Origin of the sequence: Paenibacillus germinis (assembly GCF_013141785.1) — a bacterium.
GTDB classification, from domain to species: domain Bacteria; phylum Bacillota; class Bacilli; order Paenibacillales; family NBRC-103111; genus Paenibacillus_E; species Paenibacillus_E phytorum.
The window spans coordinates 1-21383 of sequence record NZ_WHOC01000123.1; the positions used below are offsets into that span (position 1 = coordinate 1).

General features: G+C 39.5%; 22 protein-coding genes and 2 pseudogenes. 22 read left to right on the top strand and 2 right to left on the bottom strand.

Annotated elements, in window-relative coordinates; genetic code table 11:
- From GC102_RS23050 to GC102_RS40955, 18 genes and pseudogenes are all read left to right on the top strand, one after another.
- The coding region (locus GC102_RS23050; protein WP_216628140.1) for a glucose 1-dehydrogenase at positions 1 to 769 on the top strand (769 nt) is incomplete at its 5' end.
- A gap of 319 nt (positions 770 to 1088) precedes the next feature.
- Positions 1089 to 2339, top strand: coding sequence for a S1C family serine protease (locus GC102_RS23055; protein ID WP_171691583.1), 1251 nt, complete (start codon positions 1089 to 1091; stop codon positions 2337 to 2339).
- 143 nt (positions 2340 to 2482) lie between these two features.
- Positions 2483 to 3061 carry a TetR/AcrR family transcriptional regulator gene (locus GC102_RS23060; RefSeq protein ID WP_171691584.1) on the top strand — a complete coding sequence of 193 codons (579 nt, stop codon included), beginning with the start codon at positions 2483 to 2485 and terminating at the stop codon, positions 3059 to 3061.
- 21 nt (positions 3062 to 3082) lie between these two features.
- Positions 3083 to 3424, top strand: a complete 342-nt coding sequence (locus GC102_RS23065; RefSeq protein WP_171691585.1) for a DMT family transporter — start codon at positions 3083 to 3085, stop codon at positions 3422 to 3424.
- Positions 3424 to 3738: a DMT family transporter gene (locus GC102_RS23070; RefSeq protein ID WP_171691586.1), complete on the top strand. Its 315-nt coding sequence runs from the start codon at positions 3424 to 3426 to the stop codon at positions 3736 to 3738. The genes GC102_RS23065 and GC102_RS23070 overlap by 1 nt, the downstream gene beginning before the upstream one ends.
- 235 nt (positions 3739 to 3973) lie before the next feature.
- Positions 3974 to 4516: a GNAT family N-acetyltransferase gene (locus tag GC102_RS23075; RefSeq protein ID WP_171691587.1), complete on the top strand. Its 543-nt coding sequence runs from the start codon at positions 3974 to 3976 to the stop codon at positions 4514 to 4516.
- A 282-nt stretch (positions 4517 to 4798) separates the two neighbouring features.
- Complete coding sequence (locus GC102_RS23080) at positions 4799 to 5470, top strand: zinc dependent phospholipase C family protein (RefSeq protein WP_171691588.1); 672 nt, start codon at positions 4799 to 4801, stop codon at positions 5468 to 5470.
- 560 nt (positions 5471 to 6030) lie between these two features.
- A complete protein-coding gene (locus tag GC102_RS23085; protein ID WP_171691589.1) occupies positions 6031 to 7233 on the top strand; it encodes a multidrug effflux MFS transporter in 1203 nt (400 codons plus the stop codon).
- A 566-nt stretch (positions 7234 to 7799) separates the two neighbouring features.
- Positions 7800 to 7973: a VOC family protein gene (locus GC102_RS23090; RefSeq protein WP_171691590.1), complete on the top strand. Its 174-nt coding sequence runs from the start codon at positions 7800 to 7802 to the stop codon at positions 7971 to 7973.
- Positions 7974 to 8046: 73 nt separating this feature from the next.
- On the top strand, positions 8047 to 8439 hold the full coding sequence (locus GC102_RS23095) for a DoxX family protein (protein WP_171691591.1): 393 nt from the start codon (positions 8047 to 8049) through the stop codon (positions 8437 to 8439).
- Between the two features lie 99 nt (positions 8440 to 8538).
- Positions 8539 to 9027: a GyrI-like domain-containing protein gene (locus GC102_RS23100; protein ID WP_171691592.1), complete on the top strand. Its 489-nt coding sequence runs from the start codon at positions 8539 to 8541 to the stop codon at positions 9025 to 9027.
- A gap of 538 nt (positions 9028 to 9565) precedes the next feature.
- A complete protein-coding gene (locus tag GC102_RS23105) occupies positions 9566 to 10303 on the top strand; it encodes a hypothetical protein (RefSeq protein ID WP_171691593.1) in 738 nt (245 codons plus the stop codon).
- Positions 10304 to 10315: 12 nt separating this feature from the next.
- On the top strand, positions 10316 to 12004 hold the full coding sequence (locus GC102_RS23110; protein ID WP_171691594.1) for a vWA domain-containing protein: 1689 nt from the start codon (positions 10316 to 10318) through the stop codon (positions 12002 to 12004).
- Positions 12005 to 12026: 22 nt separating this feature from the next.
- On the top strand, positions 12027 to 13166 hold the full coding sequence (locus GC102_RS23115; protein ID WP_171691595.1) for a toxic anion resistance protein: 1140 nt from the start codon (positions 12027 to 12029) through the stop codon (positions 13164 to 13166).
- A 623-nt stretch (positions 13167 to 13789) separates the two neighbouring features.
- Complete coding sequence (locus tag GC102_RS23120) at positions 13790 to 14185, top strand: hypothetical protein (RefSeq protein WP_171691596.1); 396 nt, start codon at positions 13790 to 13792, stop codon at positions 14183 to 14185.
- Between the two features lie 593 nt (positions 14186 to 14778).
- Positions 14779 to 15348 (top strand): hypothetical protein, encoded by a 570-nt coding sequence (locus tag GC102_RS23125; protein ID WP_171691597.1) that lies wholly within the window; start codon positions 14779 to 14781, stop codon positions 15346 to 15348.
- A 115-nt stretch (positions 15349 to 15463) separates the two neighbouring features.
- Complete coding sequence (locus GC102_RS23130; RefSeq protein WP_171691598.1) at positions 15464 to 15643, top strand: hypothetical protein; 180 nt, start codon at positions 15464 to 15466, stop codon at positions 15641 to 15643.
- Between the two features lie 15 nt (positions 15644 to 15658).
- Positions 15659 to 15904, top strand: a pseudogene (locus GC102_RS40955) (DUF8837 domain-containing protein); the annotation flags it as partial.
- A gap of 163 nt (positions 15905 to 16067) precedes the next feature.
- On the opposite strand, the gene GC102_RS23135 reads toward GC102_RS40955, so the two are convergent.
- Positions 16068 to 16427, bottom strand: a complete 360-nt coding sequence (locus tag GC102_RS23135; protein ID WP_171691599.1) for a DUF3888 domain-containing protein — start codon at positions 16425 to 16427, stop codon at positions 16068 to 16070.
- Between the two features lie 747 nt (positions 16428 to 17174).
- On the opposite strand from GC102_RS23135, the gene GC102_RS23140 reads away from it, so the two are divergent.
- The gene (locus tag GC102_RS23140; RefSeq protein WP_171691600.1) at positions 17175 to 17489 is read left to right on the top strand and encodes a hypothetical protein; all 315 of its coding nucleotides are present in this window, start codon (positions 17175 to 17177) and stop codon (positions 17487 to 17489) included.
- 578 nt (positions 17490 to 18067) lie between these two features.
- Here GC102_RS23140 and GC102_RS23145 read toward each other — a convergent pair.
- Positions 18068 to 18885 (bottom strand): annotated as a pseudogene (locus GC102_RS23145) (Tn3 family transposase); the annotation flags it as partial.
- A gap of 446 nt (positions 18886 to 19331) precedes the next feature.
- Between GC102_RS23145 and GC102_RS40135 the strand changes: the two are divergent.
- The 3 genes from GC102_RS40135 (at position 19332) to GC102_RS23155 (ending at position 20800) form a co-directional block, all read left to right on the top strand.
- On the top strand, positions 19332 to 19460 hold the full coding sequence (locus tag GC102_RS40135) for a hypothetical protein (RefSeq protein WP_281367697.1): 129 nt from the start codon (positions 19332 to 19334) through the stop codon (positions 19458 to 19460).
- Positions 19461 to 19542: 82 nt separating this feature from the next.
- Complete coding sequence (locus tag GC102_RS23150) at positions 19543 to 20022, top strand: hypothetical protein (RefSeq protein WP_171691601.1); 480 nt, start codon at positions 19543 to 19545, stop codon at positions 20020 to 20022.
- A 16-nt stretch (positions 20023 to 20038) separates the two neighbouring features.
- On the top strand, positions 20039 to 20800 hold the full coding sequence (locus tag GC102_RS23155) for a DUF1571 domain-containing protein (protein WP_171691602.1): 762 nt from the start codon (positions 20039 to 20041) through the stop codon (positions 20798 to 20800).
- The last annotated feature ends 583 nt before the right edge of the window (positions 20801 to 21383 follow it).

The window sequence follows — 21383 nt, forward strand, 5'->3', positions numbered from 1 at the left end:
GGGAAAACTGAATGGGAAAGTTGCATTAATTACAGGGGGTAGTAGCGGTATTGGCTTGACAGCCGCAAAATTGTTTGTGGCAGAAGGCGCAAAGGTCGTTATTACGGGCCGTAATCAGGTCGCGTTAAACGCGGCAGTGGAGGAGCTTGGCACTACCAAAGCTCTTGCCGTGCAGGCTGATGCCGCCGATCCAGCAAGTGCGGAAAAAGCTGTGGCCGCGGCGGTTGAAAAATTCGGCCGCCTGGATGTGGTATTCGCAAATGCTGGCATTTCTGGTCATACACCAGCGGGGAGTACAGAGCTTTCCGTTTTTGAGGAAATACTCAAGGTTAACGTTACTGGAGTCTTTTTCACTGTTCAAGCCGCTTTGCCTTATCTGAAGGCGGGGGCTTCGGTGATCTTAAACGGCTCGATTCTTGCCACGGCAGGAAGTCCGGGAACGTCAGCCTATGCGGCGAGTAAAGGGGCAGTCACTAGTATGGCGAGCGTGCTGGTTTCCGAGTTGTCACCGCGCGGCATTCGAGTGAACACTGTCGTACCAGGAGCAACGCGAACGCCAATTTGGGGACAGCCTGAAAGAATAGCACAATTGGAGCCCGTACTCGCTCGTACGGTTCCGTTGAATCGTTTGGGTGAACCGGAGGAAATCGCAAATGTTGCCTTATTCCTGGCCTCAGATGACTCTTCTTTTGTCCAGGGTGCTGAAATTAGCGTAGATGGTGGCGCGGGCTCATCCCCGTTTGGCGCTCCAATATATCGTCGGAATTAAGGTTATCATATAGAAAGGAGAGATTTCCATGAGTAGAGTGTGGTTTTTCAAATACACAAGCAAAAGAATCGATGAGAGCGATAATCCCTTCGTTCTATTTTTGGAGCGGATTAATTCAATATGACTACAACACTAAACCTCTTGTTTAACAATTCTCGTTAAACAAGAGGTTTTTTTGCGCCAATCGACACCTTCAGCATACTTTCAGTTAACTTTCATATGCCTATCAGCCAAACTTAAGTAACACTTCAGGTTAGCGCCTTATACTTCTATCTATCAACATCAATAAAATTAATGGCACACGAAAGGTGGTAATCGTATGAATGAAGATATGAAAAAAATGATTAATTTAGATGATATAAAGGTTAAAAACAAGACGGGGAGCAGCAAATTGAGATCGATGTTTGCAGCTTTTATGGCTGGTGCGGTCGTTGTCGGTGGGTTGATGTTCACATCGGATAAAATGAATCTGTTTGGGTATGATGCTGGGCCCGTTCAATCAAGCGTGGCAGCAGCTGCAGCCAACTCGGCAGCAGTTGATGTCCAAACAGCATCGTTAACCCCTACAGGGACGAACAGTATCTCATCAATTGCAAAAGCTGCGAGTCCAGCCATTGTCAAAATCGAGACCAAAGTAAAACAGACGAATAATGGACAGAATAGAAGAAACATACTGGGGCAAGGTACTGAAAGCGGAGATACCATTGAAAATGGGATTGGATCAGGCTTCGTTTTCGACTCGAGTGGTTATATTTTAACGAATGAACATGTTATTAATGGTGCAGACGAAATCGATGTCTACGTGCAAGGTTATGACACACCATTTACGGCAAAGCTTCTTGGAAGCAGCTACGATCTTGACTTGGCTGTGCTCAAAATTCAAGGGGATAAAGCTTTTCCTGCTCTGAATATTGGTAACTCCGACAATACACAAGTAGGGGATTGGCTTGTTGCGATCGGTAACCCGTATGACTTCGATTACTCCGTAACTACAGGCGTTTTAAGCGCCAAAGAGCGTACGATCAGCATCGATGATCAACAGGGTACTCGAAATTACAAACATTTGCTGCAAACTGACACAGCGATCAATCCAGGTAACTCCGGCGGTCCGCTTTTGAATTTGAACGGTGAAGTGATCGGTATCAATACAGCTGTAAACGCTGAAGCTCAAGGAATGGGCTTTGCAATTCCGGCAAGTACGATTAGTTCTGTTGTAGATAAACTGAAAAATAACGAAATGATTCCCAAAGAGCCAGCACCCTACATCGGTGTAGCTCTACAAAATATTTCGGATAATATGCTAGATGACTTAAAAATCAATAGCACAAAAGGTGCGATAGTTGCTGAAGTGCAGCAAGGCACGCCAGCTTTTGCAGCGGGCATTCGTCAATATGACGTTATTTTAAATGTGAATGGCACAGTCATTTCAAATACGGATGACATTACAAAAGCTGTACAAGCCGCGGCCGTAGGAGACGAACTGAAAATAACAATTTCTCGTGATGGTCAAACGAAAGATGTTACTGTTAAAGTTGGGAATAGAAATGAAGAGACCGGCTATCAAAGCTAATATAAATTGAAACATCTGAGCAAAAAAAGATTGCCTACTATCCTGCCATTCTGGCTAGGTGGTTGGCAATCTATTTTTGTGGTTGCCCCAAGACGGAGAACGCGATATAATCTTCCTGACGAACGTTCGGAAGGATGGATTCAATGACTGCAACTCGAATCAAAGAGGTAGCCCTCACACAGTTTGCCAAAAACGGATATGAAGGTGCGTCACTTGCAGATATTGCTACGGAGGTAGGCATCAAAAAACAATCCATTTATACACATTTCAAAGGGAAAGATGAACTTTTTCTTGATCTGTTTGACGATGTGCTAGCGAAGGAGTTAAATTTTGTTGTCGAGTATCTCGATCGCCATAAACATCTTTCGATTGATCAGCTTCTTTATGGCTTTCTTATCCAATATAAAAATTGCTATGAACAGGATGATAACACCAAATTTTTCTTGCGGGTTGCCTTTTTCCCGCCTTCCCATCTCTACGATGAAATTGTCCAAAAAGGTTATAACTATTTAGATAAACTTGAAACGATGTTAATTCCTTTGTTCGATCAAGCGATAGCAGCAGGTAGCATTCATGCAGATGTCAGCAGTGAAATGGCGGCAGTTGCTTTCCTTGCTGTACTGGATGGCATGTTTGTAGAGTTGTTATTTGGTGGAGCTGAAAAGTCGCTTAAAAGGATTGAAGCTTCCTGGTTCGTATACTGGCGTGGCATCAAATCGTAAAACAGCAGGAGGAACATACACATGAATCGTAATTGGATTTATATATTTATCGGCGCTTTTTTTGAAGTGATATGGGTTACGGGTTTAAAACATGCGGATACGACGATGATGTGGATAGGCACAATCATTGCAATGTATATCTCTTTTCATCTAATTATAAGCGCGTCTACCAAACTTCCTGTGGGGACTGTGTATGCTGTCTTTACTGGAATGGGGACAGCCGGCACCGTATTGGTGGAAATGCTGCTGTTCGGAGAGCCGTTCAGGTTTCTTAAAGTATTTCTTATTTTGCTGCTTTTAACCGGCGTATTTGGACTCAAATTTGTGACAAAAGAGCAAGAAAAGAAAGGAGCTGTGGTCTAATGGGTTGGATTTTTCTCATGTTTGCCGGGATGTTTGAGGTCGTAGGCGTCGTGGGCATGAACCAAATAAATAAAGCGAAAACCATCCGCTCCTTTAGCCTTTTCATCGTAGGCATAGTCATGAGTTTTACACTCCTTAGCTTAGCGATGAAAAGTCTGCCGATGGGCACGTCATATGCGGTATGGACAGGGATCGGTACGGTTGGCGGCGCAGTTGTCGGGATGCTCTTCTATGGTGAATCCAGTGATTGGAAGCGGATTGGGTTCATCACAATGGTTCTAAGTGCTGCGGTTGGTTTGAAGTTAATTTCTTAACCAAAAGAGAAAGCTAAAAAGGGACCCGCGTGGTTGCTGCGGGTCTCTTTTTGCTATTAAAAAAGTGCAGGATACTTTAATACTCACTTCTGGAACTTGCTTTAAATATGGTATTATAAGGAAGGAAATACTTTTCGAAAGATCAATTGCTCAAGTATATTGCTTTAATCATGACTATATATTCAGGATATATTTACATAAAAAATAATTGGTTGTATAAGAGAGAGGAGTGAAAATGTTGAACATTTGGGAAGGTAAGAAAGTCAGATTACGAGCAATTTTGCCTAATGATTGGGAGAAATTTCACGAAAACGATCAAGATTCTGAGGGAGCTAGATTTTGTGATGCTATTTATTTCCCTAGATCAGTGGACGGAACTAAAGCTTGGGCAGAGCAAGAAGCATCAAAAGTTCCACAAGGTGATAATAGAATGCTAGCTATTGAAACCCTTGATGGTGATTTAGTTGGAAGTATAAATTCACATAGTTGTGATCAACGTAATGGCACATTTAAGTATGGCGTGGCAATATTTCGTGCAGAGTGGCGTAAAGGCTATGCTTCAGAAGCTGTAAAAATCTTGCTCCGATATTTCTTTTATGAATTACGATATGAGAAAGTAACTGCACATATTTATGCTTTCAATATTAATTCGATCGGGTTACAAGAACAACTTGGGTTTAAACTTGAAGGCAAGCTTAGGAACATGATATTTACCAATGGGGTTCATTATGATGAATATGTGTATGGCTTACTAAGAAGTGAATTTAACGACGTGTAATCCTACATATGAATTTATACGACTATCAGAAAAAGAATATATAAAATATTAAAAGAGGAAATATAACAATTAGATATATAAATGCGGGTGTAGTTCAATGGTAGAACTCCAGCCTTCCAAGATGGTAACGTGGGTTCGATTCCCATCACCCATTTAACCTAGCTTCAGGATGAGTGGATTGGCTGACTTTTCTCAACTAAAGGGCTGGACTACATATTTAAAGATCGTCATTGTAAAATAAGGAACAGGATTTCATCTTCTTTTCAGGAAAGGAGAGAGTTTATGGGGTCACGCTTGATGCATATAATAATTGGTGAACTCGTCGCTTCTAGCCTTGATATTATTAAGGACAAGAGGTCATTTTTATTAGGTGCAATTGCACCAGATGCCGCCTCCACTATTGAAAGGAAAAACATTACTCATTATTTTGAAGGAGATTTAGACCAAGGGACTAGACAAATAAATTACGCAAAATTCGTGGATAAATACATATCCCAAGTAAATGATGACTATTCATTAGGATATTTAACACATTTAGTTTCGGACTATGTTTGGATGGAATTTATTTATTATCCACATGGATTCAAGCAGAAGCAAGTTTCTGACCCAAGCTTTCTGCAAAAATGGCATTCAGATTTTAGAAAAATGAATACGAAATTACTTTGTCACTACAACAATAGACACTTAAAAGAATGGTTGGAATTAAATGCTTTCCCAAGAGAGGTAGAAGAAATTACTCCCGACGATTTACAAAAATTCATTGAAGAAATGTACGGAGACTTTGATATTATTGAACAAAATAAAGACTGCGAACTTGAAGTATATAATTTTAATGAAATCATCGAGTACATAAACTTATCGAAATCTAAGGCTATTACTGTAATTGAAGAAATCATTCCCAGAACGCCCCTTGATAGAACCAACTCAATTCAACTAACGGAAAACGAGACTTAAGTAATTGTTACATGATTGAAATCTTATTTTCATCTGGCATTAATCATTCAAGATTATAATAAAAGTCGACCCCCTTTAAAATATAAACTTAGACCCTCAGCCCGTTGCTGTGGGTCTCTTTTTGCTATTAAACTAAAGAGCAGAAGAGATCAGGTCTTTTTTTTAAAAAAAATATATAATGGAGAACAAATGTTTGGTGTTTTATGTTTGTTTCTTGATATGCCAACACTAACTTATAGTGCTGTAAACAATCAGACAACAGCACTTAACTTGATGATACAGATGATTAGGGAAATTAATTACCACATAGGTCAAATAAATTACATAGCAAAGATGAGGAAGGGACTATTAGTATGGAAATATGATTAAAGACAGCTTGAGTTATCAGCCCGCACACTTAATCTGTTGTCGGAATTAGTACAGTTGTGATAAGATGAAAAGTAGACTCTCTGCTTCGAAACGGGTACAAGCCGGCTTCCGGATCTTGTTCAAATTCGCGAGCGACAAATAGAGATTAAGAGTCTTGGATATGGAATGAAGAATAGGAGATTCTCTTTATTATGACCAACAAGAACAATCAGCATGTGTTTAGACTAGCTTTGCTGCTCGGTTTATTTTCGACACTCGGGCCTTTTACTATCGATATGTATTTACCGGCGTTCCCGGAGATTGTGAAGCAATTCGAGACGACGGCTTCGCTAGTGCAGCTCAGCTTGACCGCTTGTTTACTCGGACTCGGCATCGGCCAGCTCGTCATGGGTTCGCTGAGTGACGTCTATGGTAGACGCAATCCGCTGCTTATCTCCATGGCAGTTTATGTCGTCGCCTCTTTAGCTTGCGCATTCTCGCCAAATATCGGGCTGTTGATCGCATTCCGGTTCGTGCAGGGTTTTGTCGCTGCGGCGGGCATTGTCATTTCACGCGCGATCGCACGTGACCTGTACAGCGGTAACGAGCTCACAAAATTTTTCTCGCTGCTCTTACTTGTCGGTAATTTGGGTCCGCTCGTGGCACCGGTTACCGGTAGTGGGATTTTATCTTTCACTGCTTGGATTGGCGTATTTATAGCGCTGGCACTGCTGGGAATCTACCTCTTGATGATGACAAAATGGAGGCTGCAGGAGACTCTGCCATCTGATCGCCGCAGGCCCAGCAATTTCGTGCAGCAGCTGCGGAACTACGGATCGCTCTTGCGAGATCGCCAGTTTGTCGGCTACATGCTGGCACAGGGAATTATGATCGCGGGGGTCTTCGCGTATGTTTCGGGAACGCCCTTTATTTATCAAAATATTTACGGGGCCTCGCCGACCGTCTTCGCTCTTTTGTTCGGATCGAACGGCATCAGCCTGATCATCGGCTCCCAACTGGTCGGGCGGATGTCGCATCGCGTATCCGAACACGCCTTTCTGTTGTTCGGCCTATGGCTTGCCTGTTTGGCAAGCGTCACTGTCTTAGTGGTGGCCATCGTCCATGGACCGCTTATCGCATTGGTGATTCCGCTGTTTTTCTTCGTAGCGGCAATCGGCATTACATCAACGGCGGCATTCCCACTTGCAATGGAGAGCCAGGGTCATATGGCGGGCAGCGCAGCTGCGCTACTTGGTGTCATTCCCTTCTTGCTTGGAGCGGTCGTCTCCCCGCTAGTCGGCATCGCGGGTGAAGACACTGCCGTTCCGCTGGGCGTAATTATTTTATTGACGAGCGCTGCAGCGATGCTGGCTTACTTCTTTCTGGTAAGAAGAAACCTACGTGGAGCAGCTTAAGTTAGTAGCATATGGTAAATGGAAAACCAGTCTGGCACTGTAACTTAGTGATGCATCAGGCAAAATTAAAGTGGCTATTTTTTTACACATAATGTTGTTAAACTATTGGAGAACGATAGCGTAAGAGGAGCTGCCTTGAGGCGGCTTCTTTTTGGTTTCTATTCAACGATCGGGCAGGATAAGTTACAACAAAAATTCATTTTAAGCGTAATGGAAACATTTTACGTTATGGTGTTGTCTAAGAAGATGAGTATTTTATTTCGAAGGGAGTTTCCTGAATGAACTGCTTTTGCAGAAGTACGGCACAAAACGGAAGATATTAAACCCTATTGGAGCGGAAAGCAACTGTTTAGGTTTATTGGAGACAGTGACCAATTGGAACAGGAAAAATTAACTCTGCTTATCCGCTAACTATACGTGGTTTGGCATCACAAAGAAGATACATTTCGTAACTAATTTACAAGCTAAAAAAATAAAAAAAATTTAATTCCTTTGTCGATTTCACTATTGTTTACTCGTCGTATTCATAGAAGGACAAATTCAAGTGGAAAGGTTGTTGAACTTTTATGGGAGCACACATTCACTCTTATTTGATGTCGGAGGGTGCAAGAGGTCAGGCGAATTTTTACGTCGAGTCACTCGGTGGCGAGCAAATATCCTTTCGCTCTTCAGCCATGGGTACTTATTATGGAGAAGTCGTAGATAAATTCGGTGTCACGTGGATGATTACCAAACAGTAAGCTTTCGGAAGGTATGTTCGAGGGTCCCGCTGGAAAAGTGGTTATTCAAGTCAGTTAAAAGGAGAGATGGACGATGACAAGAACAATTTCTAAAGGCCGACTATGGACGGCAAGAGTGATGAGCGGAATAGCCATTTTATTTATGCTGCTTGACAGTATCATGAAATTATTTAAACCTGCATTTGTTGTTGATTCTACCGTATCGCTTGGTTACCAGGAACATCATATTTTATTGATGGGCATACTCGGACTTCTTTCTACTATTCTTTATGCATTACCTCGTTCAACGATCTTAGGTGCAGTGGTGTTAACCGGTTATTTTGGCGGTGTGATTGCGACACAAGTCCGTTTAGATGCCCCACTTTTTTCTACGATCTTGTTTCCCGTTTATCTTGCAGTGTTAGTTTGGGGAGGCCTTTGGTTGAGGAATGAGCAAGTCCGTAAAATCTTTTCTTTTCAAAAATAGATAAGAGACTTTTAGTGAAATCAAGTTAGAGCGAAGGAATTCCATTTATTATAACGAATATTCCATAAATATGGTAATACACATTCTTGGGGGTTGAATATGGAAGCATTAATAATTAACAAGCCCGACCTGAAATTAATCGGATTAGCTACAAACGTTACTCTACATGATGTGCAACAGAACAAGACGACAATAAAGTTAGCTTATAATTTTATTGACAGAAGAGCAGAAGTTACAAATTGTATTAATGAAATAGAGGTATTTGGGATTTCAACTGATCCTGAGGACTATAATCCGGAAACGGATCAATTTGAGTTTTTCATCGGTGTTGAAGTTTCCTCGAATAAGGATATTCCGAATGAGATGGTGTACAGAGAAATACCAGCAAATCTGTACGCAATGTTTACATTCAAGGGTCCAGCAGATAATGCGGGTCCCGTGCACGCTTACTTATATTCCACATGGTTAAAACAAAGTGGATATGAGCTTTCAGGACTTTATAATATCGAAATCTACGATGAACGAAATCATGGCCCTGAGTCTGAAGAATCAATTACTGATATTTGCTTTCCCGTTCGTAGAAAATAAAAAACAGAACACAGAGGGCAATTGATGCTACTACTCAGAATCTTTTATGAACTAAGGGAAACTATAGCTTAATAAACCATAAGGAGAAGGCTGCCGAAAGATCGGCAAAGCGAAAAGGAGCTGCCGTGGCAGCTGGTTCTGTCCGATGACAAGAAAATAGTCCGATTAATATCCGCCTAAATGGCGGTTTTTTTATTTTTTATCGGATCATATTTTTGTCATTTCTTAATGTCAAGAATATGATCCTATTGCCGATCTAGACCAAGAATGGCAGTTTAATGTAGTGAAAGGCCAGAAGATTTGCTTCAAGACTATATGAATAAGAAAAATGAGTATTTTCAAACATACGTTCTTATTATATGTGGGGAATAGAAAAAACATCTCATCTATGAGTGAACGACTTATGGTATACCGTTGATAATCAGCACAAAACGGTTCCAAATGATCATGTGAGCACATGCCGCTAATATATATATAGGTAGTAATCGAGGCAGGAGAAACAAATTAATCGTAATTCGAAACGAGGGGGGGGTAAGAATTGCTAAGCAAAAATCATTTAAAACTTGTCGTAATCATCTTAGGTGTAGTGGTTTTTAATATCGCGGTCCTTTCACCTGGGATTATTGGGATAGAGATCGGCGGTAGTGCTCTTGAAACTGCTTCAGGTGTGACAATCATTTTTGCCAGTATCCTCGCTCTATCGTACGCGACCAACATGTTGATATTCAAGCTGCCGTCAGTGAAACCAGTGAAAGAAATCAGGACTCACAATGAATATATAGATGCCCTTACTCATTATAAAGGAGTCAAAACATTGCAGAGCGATATTGGGCTAGCCCTTCGGCAGCTCGAGCGCCTTAGAAAAAGAATGGAGACCCTGTTAGGACTTTTAAATCAAAGGTTTGATCCTAATGAACTCACTTATAAGAAATTCACTTCCGTGGCGCAAGAAGTCGAGAATTTGTTCTATCTCAACATTCGCAGCATACTGGGCAGAATGCATGTATTCGATGAGAACGAGTACAAGATTGTCATGCTCAAGGGATCGTCGAGGTTACCTTCAGATCTCATCGCAGAAAAGACGATGGTGTATAACGAGTTCCTGTCGTTCGTTAAAGATTCTCTCGGTACAAACGAAGAAATATTGTTGAAAATAGACAAACTTTTGATGGAAATCTCACGATTGGACAGTTTAGAACTTGCTGACATAGAGCAGATGCCGTGTATGCAAGAAATAGACTCGTTGATAAAACAAACAATACACTATAAGGAATAAGAGGTGACTTAGATGAAAAACAAGAGAAATTTGTTCCTCCTGTCGGGTATTATCATTGTTTTAGTATTCGGACTTGTGTATGCAGGTGTGAAACTGACTGCAAATCTTGGGAAATCCAGTGTTCAAGTCGCAGCTGAAAATGCTGGAGAACGGTTATCCGAACTTTACTCCGATATATCTATTGCCACGGATAAGCCTGTAAAGGGACAGATAGACCTTAATCCGGCTGATGTAGCTGAAACGCTTCCGGATATCTCGAAGTTTCCAATAACAGTGGGAAGCACAACGGATAATTTTGTTGAGATATTCTCCTCTACAGAAAAGTCGGGGACCGGCGTTGATGGGTGGTTAACTGAAGTGGCAACGGAGTTCAATCAAACCAAGATTGAAGTAAATGGCAAACCAGCTTCCGTGAAGATACGTAATATTGCTTCAGGTACTGCGACGGACTATATCAAATCCCGTAAATACATTCCTGACGCATTCACTCCATCCAACGAGTTATGGGGAGAAATCGTAAAGGCAAATGGCATCAAGACTCAGCTAATTACGAAGCGTTTAGCAGGAAACGTACCGGGGATCGTCATTTCAAAGGCAAAACATGATGCTCTGGTAGAGAAGTACGGATCAGTGAATATCAAAACCATCACAGAAGCAATTTCCAATAACGAGTTCGCAATGGGATATACCGATCCATTCGCCAGCTCTACTGGCCTGAACTTTCTCGTTACTGCTCTGAACACCTTCGACAGCTCCAACATATTGGGGGAGAAAGCGGTTAAAGGATTCGAGAATTTCCAATCCAATGTACCATTCACCGCGTCCACAACAATCCAAATGCGTGAAGCTGCCAAGTCTGGCGCTCTAGACGGGTTTGTCTTGGAGTATCAGACATATGTCAACGCGGCGGACCTTAAAGATAGCTATGTGTTCACACCATTTGGCGTTAGGCATGATAGCCCACTCTATGCATTAGGGGACCTACCACAGAATAAACTCGATATAATAAAGAAATTTGCTGAATTCGTAACAAAAGAGAAATATCAAAAAACAGCGAAAGATAAGGGTTTTAACGGCCTCGAAGATTACAAGTCTGAACTCGCACCCGTTGATGGTAAACTTCTAGCTTCTGCTCAAAAAGTATGGAAAGAAAAGAAGAATGGCACCAAACCAATTGTGGCGGTATTTGTAACGGATGTTTCCGGAAGCATGGCGGGGGCGCCGCTCAATCGCCTCAAAGAGTCCTTATTCCAGGGACAAAAATACTTAGGCAAAGACAACAGCATCGGCCTGGTTTCTTACTCCAGTGGTGTAACAATCAAACTCCCGATCGCGAAGTACGACACAAATCAGCAGTCCATGTTCGTCGGCGCGATCAATAGCCTCCAGGCGAGTGGTGGAACGGCAACCTTTGACGGTATTATTGTTGCCCTAAAGATGATTCAAGACGAATTGGCTGTTAATCCGAATATGAAGCCAATCGTTTTTGTTTTGAGCGATGGCGAGACAAACGAAGGGCATTCTCTCAAGGACATAAAGGGATTAGTCGAAATTTATAAAGTCCCAATTTATACGATCGGCTATAACGCAAACATCAAAGCCCTCGAAAGCATTTCTAGTATCAACGAAGCTGCAAGCATCAATGCAGACACTGACGATGTGGTGTATAAACTCGGCAACCTGTTCAACGTCCAAATGTAATTTAAATCGAGGAGGGATTCACATGTCATTCACATTGGAAATAGCCAATCCTGAAGAAATTAAAGCAGTGATCGAACAGGAGATTAAGCCGGTCCCCGAGGAAATCGCCAAGTTGAAAGAGCTTGCTGACTCTAATGTAGCTACGATCATGTCATTGGAACTTGATTCTCTCGACAAACGGAGGGAAATTCTACAATCGATCGATACATTCGGTGTAGATACAATGAAAATGTCTTCCTCTAAAAATGCGTTACTGCAAGTGTCGATCGGTAATCTTTCAAAAGCTAGCGAAGATGGCGGGCAAGTAGCCAAGGGATTAGCAGACCTGCACACACAAATCAAAGATTTGGACCCAAGCCTCGTTGATTTCGCCAAAACCGGCATCCTTGGTAAGTTCTTCAGCCCTATTCGGAGCTACTTCCTTAAATATGAAAAGGCAGATGGCATCATTGCAGATATCATCGATTCTTTAGATAAGGGAAAGTCCACGCTCAAGAATGACAACATCACACTGGAGTTCGAACAACAATCCTTGCGTGAATTATCCAAGAAACTTAGAAAGGAAATTCAGCTTGGAGCGCTAATGGACGAATCCATAGAGGTACAAATCGAAGCGGCAAAGGTTCGGAATGAAGATCCAGAAAAGATTCGGTTTATTTCGGAGGAAATCCTTTTCCCCTTAAGACAGAGGGTTATGGACTTGCAAGAGATGTTGGTTGTAAACCAACAGGGTATTATGGCAATGGAACTGGTTGTACGGAACAATAGGCAGATGATGCGTGTTGTTGATCGCTCAAAGACCGTTACGATTTCCGCATTGAAGATATCTGTAATGGTTGCCAGCGCCCTGTACAATCAAAATATCGCTTTGAAGAAAGTTGAGCTCTTGAACCAAGTAACTAGCAATATAATTACTGCTACTTCGCGTATGCTGAAAGAACAAGGAGCCGAAATTCATAAGAAATCGATTGAATCCAACATTTCAGTTGATACTCTAAAACAGGCATTTACAGATGTAATTTCTGCTCTGGACTCGATTAGTACCTATAAACAGGAGGCTCTGCCTAAAATGCGCGAAACAATCAATGAGTTCCGCAATTTGGCTGATATCGGCGAAAAGCAAATATTGCGTCTGGAGAAGGGCAGCCAGTTATCCATATAATAGATTGAATGTCCTGCAGCAGGAAAAAACAGTTCGGCGTAGGTCGTGATATTGACCCGAGTAAGAGTGATTTTGTTTATTTATAGCAAACCAGACGCCTACGAAGAACGATAGTGAAGGAGCTGCTAACGGTAGCTCCTATTTTTGTTCATTCAAGTAACGGGCAGGATAATGGAAATGTCTGAAGAGATTAGGGGACGAAAAAGTAAAGAAGAGACATTTTAAGATGCTTGCAATATGGATAAGTTCAATTTTTTATGCAAAGTAGATTAGAACAAGATATTATTTCAACGGCAGAAAGCAGCTTTATAAATAATTTTTCTGATAAAAGGGAATTTTGATTTTAGTCGAACAAAGTGTCGGGTGACAAGAACATATAAGCTTAAAAGTCGCGTAGTTGCGGCTTTTTTTGTTTTAACGATATATGTTCTTGTCAAAAGCCAATGACAAGAACATATATCGTTTGCCGAATGATGACAAGAACTTGTATTGTTATGCGTAACTGAAAACCTTTCTCAACAAAACGTTAAATTAGATGAATTTAAAACGTAAGTAGGAAAGGGGCAACGATTGAGCAACGGGCAGATTAGTTTAAAAGCAATTATTAGAGTCGACCCTAATGGATGAAGGAGTTTAATTCAAGAAGGGACGGGCAATATGAAAAAAAACAGTTGCTGAAAGTCGGAGAATTAGCTTTAATTGCTTTACTTATTCTGGCTCCAATATCAGTAAATGCGTTTCAAAGTATTAACAATAATTTGCCAAAGGAAAAGCAAGAGCTGTTAGATCGAGAAGAAGCATTAAGAAAAAAAGCACCAAAAACTCCAAAAATCCAGAACCCACAGCCGAAACCAATTGACCTGAATGCTCAAATAGTTGAAATAGAACGTAGTTGGAAGGTCGGAATAATGGAAGATAGAGAAGTTCCCGCAGGTAGTCATGATGTTAGCATTAAAAAAAGTCGCATAAATCGCGGCTTTTTTATTTTATGGGATAAAGTTCTTGTCAAAACCAAATGACAAGAACTTTATCCCATTCCCGACTTTGACAAGAACATTATCTCATTCCCGACAGATGGTTGGGAGTGAATAAGGTGGATATAGAAATACCTGGAAAGGATACCTATGATTGAACTATCTGGCAGGATACTAATAATTGAAAACGCCAAATAAGTTAATAGCCACGGGGTTAATGACCCCCGTGGCTATTTAGTATACAATCAGCAGCTAGCCCAAGTTGGTACTTTACGTTACAAGTGAGATGTATTACTTTGCCCCTAATGACAGCTTCGCTGGTAATACCCCATTCAGGCATTGAAAAATATGGTGCTTATGTACTATAAAAATGGTTTTCGTTTATATCCGCGTATTTCAAACTTTTTTCAACACAAAATTACCAACTGGAAGTTCCAACTAAAGTATTATGTACTCTATCATAAAGATATGATAGATTAAGAGCGCGAAGATTCCACTATTAAATTCCATATTAGTATTAAATAAGGATTATTTTTACGAAAAAAATTTATTATGGGGTAGTACTGACACCACCCGCAAACGCATGGATTAAATTGGGGATTTACTTACGCCGAACAATGAAAAGGAATGGTTGGTATATGAGTATAAAATTGAGATTTTACAGAGTTATTTTAGGTTTATCCTTAACAGTAATAATTATTCTAGCTATTAATTTTATTGCATCTCGACCAAATGAAATTACTTTAAAAGAAGCTTATCTATTGGGGTTAAATAAGGCAAAAGGGTGGGATCCAAATGCAGCCTTAATTATTATGACAAGTGTAGATGATAAGAAAGAAGGCAGCAAAGGTAGTAATGGAAAAAGAAGAAATTGGAATTTAATATTTGGGGTACCCGAGACAAATAAGCAACTCATTATCACAATTAACGATAAGGATATTATTAATTCAAAGTCAAATGAAGATATAATTATGAAGAAAAGTATGATTGTATCTTTAGAGGACATTAAAGTAGACAGTCCAGAAGCACTTAAACAAACATTAGAAAAGCATCCAATAGAACCAGGAAAAGATTGGGCGGAAGGACATCATTTTGGGCTTTACAAAATAGAGGAAAGTGGCAAAACCGCGGAAACGGTTACGGGATTCGACAATGGAAAATTCACAAAAATTGCTCTTGATGCTAGTAAAGGAGAATTATTAAATTGAAAGGTGGTGATAACCAAAAAAACGGAGAAATCTGGCACAAAGTTATTCAAAGAAAGACCCTCACAGAAAGCTGGCTCTTTCATCATGAGGGAATCCGAAACTTGAGGTGAAGAATATGAAACTAGAACGTTATTTGGGAATGGCAGCATTATTCATTGTAACTTCTGCAACCGCTTTAATACCTTCTGCAAGTGCAACTAGTACAACATTCATCGGTGCGGGTAATCAAGCACAGTTGACTGCTTATACTGGGAACGGAGCAACTTATTATGGGACAACTCCATCCGCTTATTGAACTGTCGCTGTTCCCCCTCAAGTATGTGGTAATCTCAGTTCCGGAACATTTTGGCCATATGGTTCAATTGTAACTCTAACTCAATCCGTTCCAACTCCCGGTGGAAATAAAACGACATTTTTAGTTGAAGATCAAATACCTTCTTGTAATTACGGTCAGTATCAATTAGATCTCTTTTTCGGCAAGGACACTTCTGCCAATATTAGTGCGGCGAGAACCTTCGGTACTCAGTATAAGAGAGACTATACTGTAGATTATTAATAGAACAATCTCGAACTTTTTGCCAAAATATAGATGAAGTCCTACAAAGGACTTTCTCTATATTTTTTTGGTCGAAGGAAAAGAAAGTTAAGCATTTGCTTTCCATTGATTTCTTATAATTTGTTTATGGTAAAAAAACATATTTATTCAATACTCCTTTCAGTTACTTTTTTAATTCTAGATGTTCATACTTAACGACTTTCATTTCATTGAAGAATCTTTCAAAGGTTATCGTATCTAATCCATATGGTGGACCATGTGGACCTTTAAACGTCTTTGCTTGCACTTTTATTTTTAATTTGACATAGCCCTCACCCTCAGGTGTTATTTCAAGAATGTTTATAGTGTCGATTCCTCTTGGATCCTTATAATACTCCTTCACAGCTTCTACGATATAAGGGGTAAGAAGTTGGGTTAAGAGTTGGTCCTTTTCCTCCTGACTTGGAGGATCTTTTTTTTCTGCAAAGACATTAGAACCCATTACTGTGAAGAGTAAAACCAAACAAATTATTGTTTTTTTCATATTCCACCTCATGTGTTTTATTCACCTTCAAATTAAATTATATACATTTAAGATTAAATTTATCAAAATAATGTTATTTGAAGTCGTAAAATGGAATTCCAAAATAAACCATGCCATATGGGAAGTATTTGTTTAAGAAATCAAGAAAATGAAATAGCTACGAACGGTCTTTTACATATCGCGGTTGATACTGTCAAATATAAAGATGTCCGATATACGGTTTTTAATACATTTGTTCCGATTCTAACCATTTTAGGAACAGTCGAGAACCATTACATTGAATACATATAAACAAAGTGGAAGCCCTTGTTAAATAGGGACTTCCACTTTTGGAGTTAAGATAACGTGTAAAAATAGATCACTAGATGGTAATTTATTCCAAACATACATAATCGACTTAATTTAATGTATTTTGTATGATTGAAAACGGTGAACGATAATGGAGAAGATTGAACGTTCGGAATATCCTATTTTTTATTGAAGTAACGTTTAGTTTACTAATGTAGATCGTGTTTACCCATGCGACAGAGTGGATGGAAAATGGATATATGATTAATGCTCCTGCTATCTTGTGGTGGCAGTATTTTTTTTCCATCATTACTTTTCTGTAGAACCATCTTTTTTCAATTTCAACGTATTACTCCAAGTAAATATAAAACAACGTAATTGTGATTGCAGTATTCTTGAACTTGGGAACAATAGGATATTACAAAGTGATTTATTCATCGTATGTTAGGAGTATAAATAATGGAAATAAAGGAATTGCTTATAGCCTGGTTTATTGGCTTTGTGATGATGCTTGGTGGTGGTTTCTTTGGTTATAGAACATTAAAAGATATAATTGAACATGGTAAAAGGTACAAAGAAGAAAAAGCAAATAAAGAAACTTTACGGTTTTGGTATCTGGACTGGATTTTTTTATTATTGGAAGCGTTATTAGGGACGCTTATACGACCTGCTGTAGTAATATCTTTATTTTTTTTCTTGATTGGAGCAGTTACTTTCGTTCTATATACCATCAGGATTATTGCCAAATTATTTGGCTATGACCTTGTATTTTAACACTTTCACAGTGCAACTCATGTTTATGGCCTTCGCTCAACTAAAGGGCAGGATAATTGGGTGGGGGAAAGGCATACAGAAAAAAGGATTGCTTTTTCCAACTAACGGTACAGGTCCTGTAAATGGGGCGGTAACTTATGATCCTCGACGTGCTTGTAGCTAACGGTCTTTACGTCCCCGCTCAAACCGACAAGAATATGTGAAAAAAATTTAAACTTCCCAGTAGTCCGCCGTCTTCGCAGTGAAACCACATCAAGAGCTCTTGCTTCAACATTATCAAATATATTGGAGTATCTTGTTTAATGAATTACTGAAAATTAATTCATTTGAAATTCAAAAGAAAAACAATCTTGCATGTTAGGTCTCGAATACGATATGTCTATGAGGATTTTCATAGCCAAATGAACTTATTAAATAGTCAAATCAGTTGGCTGATTAAAACTGGATAAACACTGCTTCAATGAATTATGTTATGTGTTCTTCAATATTAGGAGGGATCCAGACGACATCGAGGGTAAGCTCTCAAATAATAATTGATCTCTTAAACGATGAATGGGGAAGGACCATACTATGAAACATTGGTTTTGAAGTGCACGTTCTCGCAGTTCGCCGTGTTTGCCGAAAAAGATCGCTCTGGCCAATGCATTCATGGCTTCAGCTTTATTCAAACCCCGGTGGATTTTTCTTCTCAGTGCTTCACTTGAAAGAAAATCCATGATGAAGATTGTTTTTTCGATGCGTCCCATTTCTCTAAGTGCGGTCGCCAAACTGTTTTGTCTGGAAAAGGAGCCGAGTTTACCCATGATAAGTGATGCCGATACGGTTCCCTCCCGGATAGAGTGAGCCAGTCGGAGAACATCGTCGTAATTTTCTTGAATGATTCTTGTATTAATCTGCCACGAAGCAGCTTCTCCAATTTAGGGAAATCGGCTGGTTACCCGATAACATATAGCTTGGAGTCAGCCAAGTCTCGTAAGCGCGGCGCAAAGCGAAATCTGAGCAAATGCGTTAAACCAAAGATTTGATCGGTGTAACCGGCTTTATCAGTAAAATGCTCCTCAATGGTCAAGTCAGTTTCATGATGCAGCAATCCATCAATGACATGTACGGCATCCCGAGAATTTGTATTGATAATTTTCGAAAATGTGGAAAATTGGTCGCTCACGAACCGATAAATCGTTGCACCTTTCCCGGTTCCATAGTGGGGATTCGCGTCTGCATGAAGTGCCGAAACACCGATAGGGACGTGCATTCCATTTGATGATGAGGTGGTACCATCTCCCCAATACGAGGGCAGAACCAACTTATGATGGAAATTAACTAGAATAGCCTGCGCTTTATTCATCGCGTCTTCGTACAGCCTCCATTGCGATGCATTGGCCATCTGCCGATAGGAACGTTGATGAAATAACCAGGAAGCATATTGCCGCAGAAGCTACCCTTGTTTTTGTTGATTTTAATCTGTGTTCGTAAAATTAAATATGCAACAAAAAAAGGATTAAATCTGTGGCTAGTTTTACAGAATTCGACTTGGATCATTAACGAGGCTGATTATTCAATGAGTCCATTATACCAAATAAATATGGATAAAAAAGTAAATTGGTTCATAGATACTATTTGATAAATATGGAATATAAGGTAATATAAATGATGTTTATAAACTATATTCAAACACAAGGAGGATTTGTATTTATGAAATAATAGCTCGAAATCCATTAATATCTACTGGTCTATCTGCATTGCTCGTCGTTGGTAGTGTAGGATACGTTGAATCCGAATCCGTTAATCAGCGAGGACATACGTAAAAGCTGAAGACTTTAAACAACCAGGATTGGTCGTAAAATGTCTCCAGTAGACCAGAGATCATTGGCAGAACGAGATAAAGTAGTAAATGATTATTTTTTTGAAGGTGATAAATTAAGAGCAAAAAAATATTCAATTCAATCGGATATAAAAAAAGAGAAAGGCTAAAGCGGATAAAAATATAACTGAAATTCATTTTTTCGAGAATTAGGTAGATAGATTATACCAAAATACGGGAGGCGTGACTGTTATGAAGAAAAAAATTGTCGCATGGAGTTTATCATTATTTATTTTTTTAGCTTCTTCGATTACTGCATACGCCGCATCAACCGTCATAATATATGACGGTGGGAACTTATTTTACTTTGATGGATTATCAACAAATAGTACAAGTTGTGGATATGATGGAAAAATGAGGTACGTAAATCAAGACACAGCTCACTTCAACAGCCTCGGTAAATGGCGCGTTAACCCAACTGGCTCGGGTATCGATAATTATTACGTATACATCCCAAGTTGCAATTCAAATGCTAGTGTTGTTTACAGTGCATTTGCTAAAAATGGCGATAGGGGTGATATTAATATCAATCAAGCAAATTATTCGAATGTCTGGTACTATCTAGGTAGCTACGATGTCGAACCAAACAACATTACCCAGTCAATATCGCTATACTCACATGATATATACTCGGGCGTTGTTGGATGGGATGAAGCCAAATTTACAAATTAATGGGAGGGGTAAATATATGAAAATGAAAAAGTTAGTGACTTTTGCTATTATAGGCCTCGCTGCCGGCATATCAATTGCATCGATATCTTACTCAGTAAATGGAACCACTTCCAATAAACTTAATTTTGTCAACACAAAGGAGAAAGTAATTAGCATTCCAATTATTAAGGAAAAAGTACTGAATGCAAATAATAACTATAAATTTTTGGAAGGGACGGTTATTCGTACAAATAATCAAAATAACAGGAAATCTAAAACAAGTCTATGGATAGCACAACCCAATAACTTCAAAGTACAATTTACGCCAAACATCGATAAGCCAGATGAATTTATAGAATCAGTTAATAATGGAACCGAGGTTCAGACCAAAAACAAGGATAAATCTATTCAAAAATCGAAACCCATGAAAGAAGCACCAGCCCCTAAAGTAGATTCTGATGATGTTGTTATCCCAAATTACAACGGAACATTTCTCCCAATTGGTGATGTAAATGAACTTCTGCACCCGGAGCTAGTAACACAAACAGTATTTAGAGAAGGTGATATAACTGTTACAGAAGGTCTTAGCTTTCTTGACAGAAAAGTTACAAAAGTAAGTGTAACGCTCGTTCAATCTAAACTTGGAACCTCCGCTGAATATTTGATAGATAATGAAACTGGTATTTTTTTGAAGATAGTTCGTTATGATCAAGATAAAGTTTTGGACACTTACGAGTTTATTGACATAAAATTTCCGGAAAAATTAAAAGATAATGCCTTTGCACTTTTCAATAATTAGTTGCTCCCAGTATGATTTGTCAAGTTGCAAAGGCAAGAACTTTTTATGTACCATAGGCTCGTATAATCGACTTACCGCCCTTGTTTTTGTTAATTTTCTTAAAGAAGCCGATCGTTGCCGCGGTCGGCTTCTTTAGTTTTTCTTACAAGCAATCTCAAGCGTTCAAGCTAGCTGGTGTGTCTATGTGGTGGTTAGCAGCGTTATCCACTTGACTATATACCTAAAATAATTTTTAAACTTTCAGAAGTTGGTAGTAAAAAAGTCGTTGAAGTAATTTTGCAACATGAAGCAAGAAGCAAGATTGATATTAAGTGTGCCATAAGCACAAAAAGTATTAGGAAATCGCTAAGAAAAACAAAGTCATTCACACCACTAAGTGTATCGATGAGAATTTTTGATAATCCAACAGATGACAATAAAGCACTTAGTAAATACGTTGATCAATATGTAAGCAGGTTGACTATATAAAAACACATCCCGGCGGAGATGTGTTTTTTATTTTTCAAAAAAATCGCGTACGCGCAGCGGCGACGGCGGGAATGGGATAAAGTTCTTGTCATTTATGGGATAAAGTTCTTGTCAA